The sequence below is a fragment of the Novosphingobium fuchskuhlense genome, from assembly GCF_001519075.1.
In the GTDB taxonomy this organism is placed as follows: Bacteria; Pseudomonadota; Alphaproteobacteria; order Sphingomonadales; family Sphingomonadaceae; genus Novosphingobium; species Novosphingobium fuchskuhlense.
The window spans coordinates 785,112-796,307 of record NZ_KQ954245.1 but is presented as its reverse complement, the minus strand read 5'-3'; the positions used below and the strand labels follow the sequence as shown (position 1 = coordinate 796,307).

Sequence of the window (11,196 nt, the reverse complement as noted above, 5' to 3'; positions counted from 1 at the left end):
TCAGGCTCCTGCCGTGTGGCTCTTGATGTAGTCGCGGTAGACGAGCGCGCTGGGCTTGGGGGTGCGCGTGAAAGTCTGGCGATCGAAGCTGTGCAGGCCGAACTGGGGCTTGTAGCCGAAGACCCATTCAAAGTTGTCGATCAGCGACCAGTGGCAATAGCCCTTGACCGGCACGCCATCCGCCATCGCGGCACGCAGGTGATCAAGCGCTTCGGGGATCATCCAGGCGCGCACGGTATCGTCGCTCGTTCCCACGCCGTGTTCGGTGACCATGATCGGCACCTTGGCGACCTGGTGGGCATAGCGCACGGCCCCCGCGAGCGAAGCGGGATAGACTTCGGCGCCGATATAGTTGCGGCGGGCATCTGCGGGTGCAGGGAGCTTGCCCGTCTTGCCCCAGAGCGCGCGTTCGTAGTTCTGCACGCCGACGAAATCGTCGGCAGCGGCGAGGCGCAGCCAGGAATTGTAGAACTTCTCGCGCATCGCATCGCGCACCGAACCCTTCTCGGCCTCCTGATCGTCGATCATCGCGAGGCTGACGCCGACCGGCAGATCGCCGCGCGCGGCCTTGATCGCGGCCTTGCCCTGGGTGTGGGCCGCTTGCAGATGCGCCTGAACCTTGGCGGGATCGGGCTGGTAGAGCGCGTTGCCGGCAAGGAACAGCGGAACGCCCAGCTTCTTCGCGGCGGCCTCGACCATGGCCCTGTCTTGATCGAGCAGGCCCGGCGGCAGGAGGAATTGCAGCACGCCCGCCAGATTGGGCTCGTTCAGCGTGGTGGCGTGATCGATCCCGGCGGCGAGATGGCGCGCCGCCTTGTCGCAGAAGCGGGCGAAGAGCTGCGGTGCCTCGTCGTTCATCCAGCCGCCACGGGCAGCGAACCAGATCGGTGTGGTGAAGTGGTTGAAGGTGACGATGGGTTTGAGGCCCATGGCGCGCGCGCCCTCAATCATTGCCTTGTAGTGATCGAGCATGGCGACCGAGAACTGGCCCGGTTCCGGCTCGATCCGCGCCCATTCGAGGCTGAAGCGATAGGCATTGAGGCCAAGGTTCCGCGCGAGCTGGAGATCGGTGCGCCACAGCTCGAAGCTGTTGGCCGCATCGCCCGACGGTTGGGTGAAGGCCGTGGGCTTGATGTTTTCCAGCAGCCAGCAATCGGCATTGACGTTGTTGCCTTCGACCTGGTGGCCGGCGGTGGCTGCACCCCAGATGAAATCGGCAGGGAAGGGGCCGGCCGGAGGGGCGGCCTTGACCGTTCTGGCGACCGCGCGGGGGGCGGCATTCATTGCCAGGCCCGCAGCCGTGGCCGCCACGAACGTGCGTCGGTCGATTGCCATTCCATCTTCTCCCACTTGTTTCATGCTGGTCTGGGCGAAATTATCAATCAAGTAAAATTGTCATGATGCATAAAATCATATAAGCTGTGTGGATACATAAGGCAGTCGGTTTGGTGTAGGGACGACGGCAGGATGCGCTTCAAGGGTCTCGATCTCAACCTGCTTGTCGCGTTCGATGCGTTGATGACGACGCGCAGCGTCAGCCGTTCCGCCGAGCGGCTGAACCTTAGCCAGCCGGCGATGAGCGCCGCACTTGCGCGGCTGCGCGAGTATTTTGGCGACGAACTGCTGCAGTTGCAGGGCAAGCGCATGCACCCCACACCCTTTGCGGACGAGCTGATGCCGCAAGTGCGCGAGAGCCTGCTGGGCCTCGAGGTCATGCTGTCGCGCTCGCCCCATTTCGATCCGGCTACGTCGCAGCGCAGCTTCAAGGTGGTGACGTCCGACTATGTGTTTGCCTCGCTGATCGTGCCGCTGGTGGCCCAGCTGGCCGAGGACGCCCCCGGCATCCGGGTCGATTGCGGGCTGCCGCAGCCGGGAACGGTGCAGGAGCTGGAGGAAGGCAAGATCGACATCACGATCACGCCCGAATACGTGATCGGCGGCAATCATTTGTCCTATGTGCTCTATCACGAGCCGCAGGTGGTCGTGGGCTGGAGCGGCAATCCGGCGATCGCGAGCGGCACGATCACCGAGGAAGCCTTCTTTGCGGCGGGGCATGTCGCGGTGGTGCTGGGTGGTGGGCAGACGCTGTCCTACGCGGACCGGACGCTCGAACTCATGGGGCGCAGCCGCACCATCGAGGCGACGGTGGCGATTTTCACGGCCGTGCCGTGGCTGATCGAGGGCACTCACCGTCTTTCGGTGATGCATTCGCGCCTCGCCGAACAGCTGAGCGGCCGTTTCGCCATCACCAGCGCGCCGGTGCCCTTCGAGATTCCCGCGATGAAGCAGATGCTGAGCTACCATCCGGGGCGCAAGGACGACGCCGGCCTCACCTGGCTGCGCGAACGGATCGAGGCGATCGCCCGGCGGGGCGAGCTGGTTAATCTATAGACTTCATTTATGCCTGAACATCCAAAGAAGCATTTTTACAGATTGATCGCGCACCAGCAGAAGAGTGCCGGGAGAGATACCGGACCATGCTGACCTTCGCGCACGCCCTCACGATTGCCATGGAAACGCTCGCGGAAGGCCGCCGCCGCGACTTTGCGCCGCTGGCCTGCGTGGTGCTCGACCGCGGCGGGCACATACTGGCGCTGCTGCGAGACGAGAACGCCTCGATCTACCGGCCCGAGATTGCGATGGGCAAGGCGGCGGGCTGCCTCGGCATGGGCTTTGGTGGGCGGGAACTCGCCAAGCGTGCGGCGGCTATGCCGATGTTCTTCAATGGTCTGCAGGCCGCGTTTCCGCACGGTATGCTGCCGGTGCCGGGCGGCGTGTTGATCCGCGATGCGGACGGCACGATCCTCGGCGCGGTGGGCGTGACGGGCGATACCTCTGACAATGACGAGATTTGCGCGCTGGCGGGTATTGCGGCGACGGGCCTCGTGGCGGATACCGGCGCATGACGGGCACGCTGTTTACCGATGTGATGATCTTCGACGGGAGCGGTACGGCGCTGTTCCCGGGTGAGGTGCTGGTGCATGGCGAGCGCATCGAAGCCGTGGCCAAGGGCGACGAGCGACTGCCGCGCGAGGGCGCGGTGATGATCGAGGGACAGGGCCGCACGCTGATGCCGGGCATGGTCGAGGCGCATGGGCACCTGACCTGGCCCACATCCGTCGAGCGCGTGATCAACACGATGAAGCCGCTGCCGATCGAACAGCACGTTTTGGTGACTGCACAGAACGCGCGGATCACGCTCGATCACGGGTTCACCAGCGTCTATTCGGCGGGCTCGCTGGGCGAGCGGATCGAGCCGGCGCTGCGTGACATGATCGACGCGGGCTTTATGCCGGGCCCGCGCCTGCGCGCCTCGGCGCTCGAAAAGGGCGCGGAAGGCGTGCTCGGTGTGCCGGCCGGGCACGATCCGACGCACCAGCGCGATATTCCGCATCTGCGCGAGTACGTGGCGCAGAAGAAAGCAGACGGCTGCGACACGATCAAGTTCCTGATGTCGAGCGACGATGCCTTCCAGCCGGGCGGTTCGCAGACGCTGATGTATTCCGAAGAGGAAGCGCAGGCGATCGGCGCGGCGGCGCGTGAGGCGGGAATATGGCTCGCCTGCCACGCGCAGGGGGCCGAAGCGGTCAAGCGCGCGCTGCGCGCCGGTTTCCGCGCGATCTACCACTGCACCTATGCCGACGAGGAAGCACTCGACCTGTTCGAGTCGAAGAAGGACCAGACCTTTACCGCGCCTGCGGTAGGCCTCCTTTGGGCGCGCGCGCATGAGGCGCAGGACTTCGGCATTGGCCCCAGGGAAGCAGCCGAACTCGGCGCAGTGCGCGGGATCGAACTGGGCCAGCAGGTCATTCCCGAAATGCGCAAGCGCGGCATCCGCGTGCTGCCGGGCGGCGACTACGGTTTTCCCTACAACCCGCACGGCCGCAACGCACGCGATCTTGAGCATTTCGTCAATCTGTTCGGATTCTCGCCCGTCGAGGCGCTCGTTGCCGCGACGAAGCAGGGCGGCGAGCTGGTCGACTGGGATGTCGGGCAGGTTCGTGCGGGCTACCTTGCCGACTTGCTGCTGGTCGACGGTGATCCGACCGCCGATGTCCGCATCCTGCAGGACAAACACAATCTTGCCGCCATCATGAAGGGCGGACAGTTCCACAAGCCATTTGCGCGACAGGAAGAGAGCTGAACTATGAGCCGCGTTACCGAAATCCGCTATGTCGGCTATGCCGTCTCCGATCTGGCCGCCGAGCGGGCGTTCTATGCCGAGAACTGGAAGCTCAAGGAGGTCAAGGAAGCTGACGGCATGGTTTACTTCGCCGCCGAGGGGCATGATGAACTTTATGTCGTGCGTCTGCGGCAGGACGATGTGCAACGGATCGATGTGATCGCGCTCGCTGCCGATACGCCGGCCGATGTCGACGCGCTGTTCGCCAAGGTGCGGGACTATGGCTGCCAGATCGTCTGGGAGCCGAAGGAGCTGGCGCAGTTTGGTGGCGGCTATGGTTTCCGCTTCTTCTCGAAGGATGGCTTGCCTTACGAGATTTCCGCTGGTGTCGCTCGCGGCACCGCGCGTGCGTTGGCCCCGCGTGAGGCGATCCCCGAGCGGATAAGCCATATCGTGATGCACTCCCCGCGCCACCATGAGGAGCTGGCGTTCTTCATCGACGTGCTGGGCTTCAAGCTGAGCGACTGGCTGGGCGATTTCATGTGCTTCCTGCGCTGCAACGAAGCGCACCACCGCATTGCTTTCCTCCCCGGGCCGCCCTGCCTCAACCATGTCGCCTACGACATGGCCAACGTCGACGAGATGATGCGCGGCGTGGCGCGGCTGAAGCGGCAGAAGATCGACATCCGCTGGGGCCCCGGACGGCACACGGCAGGCAACAACACCTTCAGCTACTTCACCACGCCGGGCGGCTTTGCGGTGGAGTATACTGCCGAGCTGGAAAAGGTCGATTTCGAGAACCACGTCGCGCAAGTGATTGCACCCGCGCCCGAAATCATGGACCAGTGGGGTATCGGCATCGGCGGCCCGCAGACCATGCCCAAGCCCGCGCCAGATGCGGCGCTGTTTCAGCCGGCGGGGGTCTGAACCATGGCGCTTTTCGAGCCTTTTCCCAACTACATCTGGAACCTTTCCGTCGCCATCGCGATGGAGAACGGCGGGCGGATCGGCGAAATCGTCGACATGATCAAACCGCTGCTCGACAAGGCGCAAAGCGGCGCCGATGCGGGCACGGCCGAGTTCATGGCCGAATGGGTCAAGATGGCCGACAAGCTGGTCGAGCTGGCCGAGGAAGACCTTGCGCTTGGCCGCGCGTTTTCCGCCGGAACCAAGCTCAAGCGCGCGACGATCTACTACCTCACCGGTGAACGCATGCAAGCGCATGGATCGGCCGGGCGCGAGCAGACCTATGCTAAGGCGCTGGACAGCTTCCAGCGCGGCACCAGGTTTTCCGGCGATCCGTTGGAGCGGGTGGAAATCCCCTACGAGGGCAAGACGATATCCGCCTATTTCCACCGCGCGGATGTCGAAGGGCCGGCGCCCTGCGTGGTCTATTGCAACGGGCTCGACAGCATGAAGGAAATGCTGTGGCTCGGTGGTTTCCCCGAGGCGCTGGCCAAGCGCGGTATCCACACGCTCTGTGTCGACCAGCCGGGCACCGGCGAGGCGTTGCGGCTGCAGGGCCTCAATGCGACGCCGTACTCGGAAGCATGGGCCTCGAAGTGGGTCGACTGGCTGGAAACCCGCGCTGAGGTGGACCCCAAGCGCATCGGCATGACCGGCATTTCGCTGGGCGGTCACTTCGCGCCGCGCGCGGTAGCTTATGAGCCGCGCTTTGCCAGCGGCGCGGCTTGGGGCGCCAACCACAATTGGCGCGAGGTGCAGGACAAGCGCATGGCGCGCGAGGGCGAGAACCCGGTGCCGCACTACTGGGGCCACGTTTATTGGGTGTTCGGCGCGAAGGACCATGCGGACTTCCTCGCCAGGAGCAACGACATGAACCTCAATGGCCACCTCGACCGGATCAAAGTGCCGTTTCTGGTGACTCACGGGGCGACCGACCGGCAGATCAGCGTCGACTATGCGCACCAGAGTTATGCGCAGCTGGTCAATTCGCCGCGGCGCGAGCTCAAGATCTTCACCGCGCGCGAGGGCGGGGTGGAGCACGTGGGGGCGGACAACATGAGTTTCGGCAATGATTACATAGCCGACTGGTTTGCCGACACGCTCGGAGGCCGCACCAAGGCCTGAAATGCGCCATTCCCGAACGGACAGGCTACTATTGCTGGTCCATTTCTGGCAATAACCTTGCGCGCAAATCTCGTGCGCGGGGGGAATTGCGCGTGCCGGATCAGAAGACGCAGATCGTTGTCGTGGGCGGAGGTGCCGGCGGGCTGGAACTCGTCCGCAAGCTCGGCGCCAGGTATGGACGCAAGAAGCACGACATCATCCTGATCGACCGCAACCTGACGCATATCTGGAAGCCGCTGCTGCATGAAGTGGCGGCGGGCTCGCTCGACGCCAATCTCGACGAGGTCGGCTATGGCGGCCACGCGGTTCGCTGGGGCTACCGGTTCTTCCAGGGCAGCATCGAAAGCATCGACCGCGAGCATCGCACGATCACGACCGCGCCGCTGCTCGACGAGCGCGGCGAAGAAGTGATCGGGCGGCACACGGTGCGCTACGATTATCTCGTGCTGGCAATCGGCGGGATATCCAACGATTTCGGCGTGCCGGGCGTGCGCGAACATGCGATGTTCCTTGAAGACCGGCCGCAGGCGGACAAGTTCCGCCAGAAGCTGCTGAATGCCTGCCTGCGCACCAACCACCAGCACCACACCGGCAATCCCGATGCGCGGGTGCGGGTCAGCATTGTCGGCGGCGGCGCGACGGGCGTGGAACTCGCAGCCGAGCTTTACAACGCGGCCAGGGCGCTCAGGCACTATGGCCTCGAAGTTTTCGACGAGACCAAGCTCGAGGTTTCGTTGCTGGAGGCGGGGCCGCGCATCCTGCCGGCGCTCGATGAAGTGCTGGCGATGACAGCCCGCGAGGAGCTCGAGAAGCTCGGCGTCAAGGTGTTGGAGCGCACACAGGTGGTTCGGCTGGAGGACCGCGCGGTCCATACCGGTGATGGCAAGGTGATCCCCTCCGACCTGATTGTCTGGGCAGCAGGCGTGAAGGGCGCCGAGGAAATCAAGACGATGAGCGATCTGGCGCTGACCCGCGGCAACCAGATCATTGTGCGGCCGACGCTGCAGACCGAGACCGACGAGCGCATCTATGCGCTGGGCGATTGCGCATCCTGCATCCTGCCCGGCAAGGAGCGACCGGTGCCGCCGCGCGCGCAGTCCGCGCACCAGATGGCGAGCCTCGTGTTCACCAATCTGGTCCGTGCGCAGGCGGGCCAGCCGCTGAAGGAATTCTCGTATCACGACCACGGCTCGCTGGTCTCGCTGAGCCGGTTCTCGACCGTGGGGAGCCTGATGGGCAACCTCGTCGGCGGGCGGATGCGCGTGGAAGGGCGGATCGCGCGGATGGTCTACATGTCGCTCTACCGCATGCACCTCATTGCCATCCACGGCTGGTGGCGGGGGATCACGCTGATCGTCATCGGGCACGTGAACCAGATCGTGCGGCCGCGGCTCAAGCTGCACTGAGCCAGGGCACTCGTCCTTGCGAGCGTAGCGAAGCAATCCAGAGCGGTTCGCGTGACGCTCTGGATTGCTGCGTCGCTGCGCTCCTCGCAATGACGAGAGGTAGGGTTAGCGTTCCACGCTCAGCGTCACCGGCCCGATCAGGCCTGATGGCCGCAGCGGGGCATCGGCGCGGTAGGTCTTCAGCGTGGTGAACGTGATCGGCTTGGCACCGGGCTGCGCATCACCGATCAGGCGGTTGACCCACAGGTTGGTGACACGCACTTCGAGCGTGTTGATGCCGCGATGGACAAGGCCGGTCAGGTCGGCTTCGTACGGCGGCTTCCAGAGAGTGCCGGCGGACTTGCCGTTGACGAGGACTTCGGCGACCTCGCGCACCTCGCCGAGATCGAGGATCAGGCGCTGGCCGGGCCGTATGGCGGGCACTTTGAGGGTCTGGCGATAGGTGGCCGTGCCCGAGAAGTAGCGCACGCCTGGATCGGCGGCCTGCGTCCAGTCCGTGAGTGCGGGCAGCGTCACGCTTGCGGGGGCGCCCCGTCCCGGCTGGAAGGCGACGGCCCACGGGCCTTGCACCAACGCTACCTCGCTGCGGACGGGTGTGCCGATGTCGAGGCTGGCGGGGCCGGCCTTGCGGAACACCACGAAGCCTGATTGCCAGGGCCGCAAGGTCAGCGTGATCTCGGTGCGGCCATCCTTGGTGGTGTAGCCGAGCGGTGCGGCCTTGCCCGTCGCCGCGTCCCACCATTCGGGCGCCTTGCCAGCTTGCGCGAAGCTCAGTGTCGTCGGCTCTGCGCGGTTCTTGCGGTTGGTGACGAAGTAGATCTCTGCGTCCGCCGTCTTGCGGTGAACAAACAGAACCGCGCTATCCGGCGCGGCTCTGGTGTAGGTCAGGTCGGCCGAAATGCCGAGGGTCCGCAAGGCTTCGTCCGGATTGCGGGAGGGCAGCACGTGGCCCTTGCCGGCGTCGCCGCTCCACAGCGCATCGGCAAGGCGGGCGAACGCGGCGGGATCGTCCTGCAACGCAGGGGAGCCCAAGGGCTTCTCGCCGATCAGGGTGGCACCGCCGCGTACGAGGTCTGCAATGCGCTGAAGCACTGTCAGGCTCATCCGGGCGGAACTGCCGCCGAGATAGAGCGCCTTGTAGCGCGCGCCGCTCTTCGCGACGAGGTCTGCGCCCTCGTTTGAGAGCTGGTTCAGCAGCACGTCGGGATTGACGAAATCGAAGGCGTTCGCTGTGGGCAGATCGTCCGGCACAGCCTTGGCGAACAGCGCGGTCAGCGGGGCTTCCTCGCCGTAGAAGTAGGCAACGTCCGCCACGTTGCGGCCCTGCTGGAGCAGGTAGCTGCTGCGCGCCATATAATCGACCCAGGGCCGCGCCTGCTCGCCCCACGTTTCGAGACGGTTGAAATACTGGCCGAAGATGAACAGCGAGAAGCCAGGAGCCTTGTCGGTCAGGGGCTGGTGGACCGAGGTGTGGATCACCGGGCGGTTGACGCCGAGGGCGAATTCCATGTCGATCATCGGCTTGAGGTCGCGCGGGGCGAAAGCCCAGGGTTGGAGCGCGGACGTCAGGGACTCGGCGGCGACGAGGTTCTGTCCATAGATGTGGGCAACCGAGGCCGCGCCGCGCATGTCGCCCTGATGCGTGGGCTGGGGCGCGCCGCGTTCGGTGTCGTAGGACCACATCGCGGCCATCGGCACATCGGCATTGCGGCGCATGGCCATGTCGTCGCCCAGCGAGGGACGCTTGTCCTCCAGTGCTTCGGAATAGTGGATCAGTCCGCGTTTGCGGGCTTCCTCGGCAATGGTTTTGTAGTGCGCATCGGCCATGAGGTCGGCAAGTGTCGCGCGGAAATCGTGGAGGAAGGCATCGGTGCGCGCCGGGCTGCCGAGGATCACGCCGGTGAGTGCGGGAAGCCACGGCACCGGATCATAGCCGCGCCGGGCCTTGAATTCGGCGACGAGGGTGGGCGTCCAGTTGCTGGCGCCGACCTCGATGCTGTCGTTTAGCAGCGCGCGCACACCGTGCCGGCCGATCATGTCGGGCCCGGCGGCGGCGTTGTAGGTGTCGAGGTAGGTGTTGATATAGCGGCGAACGGCCTCCGCATCGAACTTGTCGACTTCGAACCCGGTCGCTTCAGGCGGGGCGGGGTGGTTTTCTGTGCCGGTGAGCGAGTAGCCAAGGCGGAGGACGCGCCAATTTCCTTTGGGCGGGGTCCAGTCGAGGCTGCCATCACCCTGCATCTTGCCGGTGAGGTCGATGACGGCGCCTTCCTGAATGGCGGGTGCATCGGGTGTCGGGATCGCGTGGTAATCGAGTGTGGTGGCGAAGCCGGCCTTTTCCTCGAAACGGTGCGTGCGCCCACTCGCGGAAAAGCGGAGTTCGGCGATGGTGACATGGGGGCCGCTGCCGCTCATGAAGCCGGGGAACGCCGGAAATTCGGCGCCGGGCGCGGGCGCTGTGGGGAGGCCGAAGCCGTTCTGTTCGGACACGAAGCGCACGCGCAGCGCCTTGGCGCTAACCGGCGCGAACGTGACCGTGTACTGCGCGGCGGTGCCGGTGGGAAAACGCGCCACTTCGCTAAATGCTGTGCCGTCGCTGCTCGCCTCGAGTACGGGCACGAACTTCGCAGCGCTGAACAGCGACGTGGGCGGTGTGGCGAGCGTCGCCGAGCGGACCTGCTGGGGGGCTGTGAAATCGGCCCGGATCCATGCGGGTGCATCGGGCTTGCCTGCAGGCAGCTCGACAACGGTGATCTGCTTCCCGTCTGTCAGCTTCGCACCGTCGATCGCACCGGACGAGGCCGACCAGACCGGGGCCAGCGGGACTTCGGTCTCCGGGACGGCGAAGACATAGGTATCGCGGTACAACTGCGGCAGGTCGGTCTTGGGATGGTCCGAACCGATTTCGGGCTGCATGCCGAGATCCTGGAACGGGCCGGTGGTGGAGGGCGGCGCGGCGAGCTTGCCCTTGAAGCGCTTGCCGCCGGTCACCGGGGTTTCGGACCAGACGAGCTTCTTCATGCCGTCTTCGGGCTTTACCCAGGGCCCGCCAGTTTCGCTCCAGCCGGGCGAGGCGGCGATAGCGAGTTCAAGGCCGAGCTTGTCTGCCGTTTCGGTCGCGGTGCGGAAGGCGTGCTTCCACTCGGGTGTCATATAGACAAGCCGCTTTTCGACAACTTGCGGCGTCTGGAGCTGGGCATCGAAAGTCTGCGCGCCGCCGATGCCGATGCGCTTCATCCATTCGAGATCGAGCTTGATCCCTTCTTCGGTGACGTTGCCGTTCATCCAGTGCCACCAGACGCGCGGGCGGGCGGACATCGGGGGATCGCGGAAGCCATCGGCGAGGGGATCGGCTACCGGCTCGGCGTGAAGGGGGGCGAGCGCGCTGGTGGCGAGGAGAAACGCTCCGAGGAGGCGGATGGGGGCCTTGTGCAACACGCGTCTCCCGGACGACTGGATGATTGTTTGTGATTGGGTTGATCAAAAACGCGCATCGGATGCAAGCGAAATCGCCAAGGCGGGCGGATCGTCGGTCGCTCTCACGCGCCGCGCCAGGATGTATGACGAATGGGGCAA

General features: G+C 65.1%; 8 protein-coding genes. 6 read left to right on the top strand and 2 right to left on the bottom strand.

Going from position 1 to position 11,196, the window contains the following annotated elements; all coding sequences use genetic code 11:
• Positions 1-1,335 (bottom strand): family 1 glycosylhydrolase, encoded by a 1,335-nt coding sequence (locus AQZ52_RS13355; protein ID WP_067911625.1) that lies wholly within the window; start codon positions 1,333-1,335, stop codon positions 1-3.
• A 132-nt stretch (positions 1,336-1,467) separates the two neighbouring features.
• Here AQZ52_RS13355 and AQZ52_RS13350 point away from each other — a divergent pair, with 132 nt between their 5' ends.
• From AQZ52_RS13350 to AQZ52_RS13325, 6 genes are all read left to right on the top strand, one after another.
• Complete coding sequence (locus tag AQZ52_RS13350) at positions 1,468-2,391, top strand: LysR family transcriptional regulator (protein ID WP_067911622.1); 924 nt, start codon at positions 1,468-1,470, stop codon at positions 2,389-2,391.
• Between the two features lie 86 nt (positions 2,392-2,477).
• Positions 2,478-2,906 carry a GlcG/HbpS family heme-binding protein gene (locus AQZ52_RS13345; protein WP_067911619.1) on the top strand — a complete coding sequence of 143 codons (429 nt, stop codon included), beginning with the start codon at positions 2,478-2,480 and terminating at the stop codon, positions 2,904-2,906.
• On the top strand, positions 2,903-4,144 hold the full coding sequence (locus tag AQZ52_RS13340) for an amidohydrolase family protein (RefSeq protein WP_067911616.1): 1,242 nt from the start codon (positions 2,903-2,905) through the stop codon (positions 4,142-4,144). Before AQZ52_RS13345 ends, AQZ52_RS13340 begins: the two co-directional genes overlap by 4 nt.
• Before the next feature lie 3 nt (positions 4,145-4,147).
• Positions 4,148-5,050 carry a VOC family protein gene (locus AQZ52_RS13335; protein ID WP_067911615.1) on the top strand — a complete coding sequence of 301 codons (903 nt, stop codon included), beginning with the start codon at positions 4,148-4,150 and terminating at the stop codon, positions 5,048-5,050.
• 3 nt (positions 5,051-5,053) lie between these two features.
• A complete protein-coding gene (locus AQZ52_RS13330) occupies positions 5,054-6,214 on the top strand; it encodes an alpha/beta hydrolase family protein (RefSeq protein WP_067911613.1) in 1,161 nt (386 codons plus the stop codon).
• 92 nt (positions 6,215-6,306) lie between these two features.
• On the top strand, positions 6,307-7,620 hold the full coding sequence (locus tag AQZ52_RS13325; protein ID WP_276203274.1) for an NAD(P)/FAD-dependent oxidoreductase: 1,314 nt from the start codon (positions 6,307-6,309) through the stop codon (positions 7,618-7,620).
• Positions 7,621-7,725: 105 nt separating this feature from the next.
• On the opposite strand, the gene AQZ52_RS13320 is transcribed toward AQZ52_RS13325, so the two are convergent.
• A complete protein-coding gene (locus tag AQZ52_RS13320) occupies positions 7,726-11,058 on the bottom strand; it encodes a glycosyl hydrolase (protein WP_240481628.1) in 3,333 nt (1,110 codons plus the stop codon).
• Positions 11,059-11,196 lie beyond the last annotated feature (138 nt).

Bases quoted from the DNA above. Each gene is read 5' to 3' on its own strand.
- AQZ52_RS13340 (WP_067911616.1), top strand. From the start codon at position 2,903: ATGACGGGCACGCTGTTTACCGATGTGATGATCTTCGACGGGAGCGGT.
- AQZ52_RS13330 (WP_067911613.1), top strand. From the start codon at position 5,054: ATGGCGCTTTTCGAGCCTTTTCCCAACTACATCTGGAACCTTTCCGTC.
- AQZ52_RS13350 (WP_067911622.1), top strand. From the start codon at position 1,468: ATGCGCTTCAAGGGTCTCGATCTCAACCTGCTTGTCGCGTTCGATGCG.
- AQZ52_RS13345 (WP_067911619.1), top strand. From the start codon at position 2,478: ATGCTGACCTTCGCGCACGCCCTCACGATTGCCATGGAAACGCTCGCG.
- AQZ52_RS13335 (WP_067911615.1), top strand. From the start codon at position 4,148: ATGAGCCGCGTTACCGAAATCCGCTATGTCGGCTATGCCGTCTCCGAT.
- AQZ52_RS13355 (WP_067911625.1), bottom strand. From the start codon at position 1,335: ATGGCAATCGACCGACGCACGTTCGTGGCGGCCACGGCTGCGGGCCTG.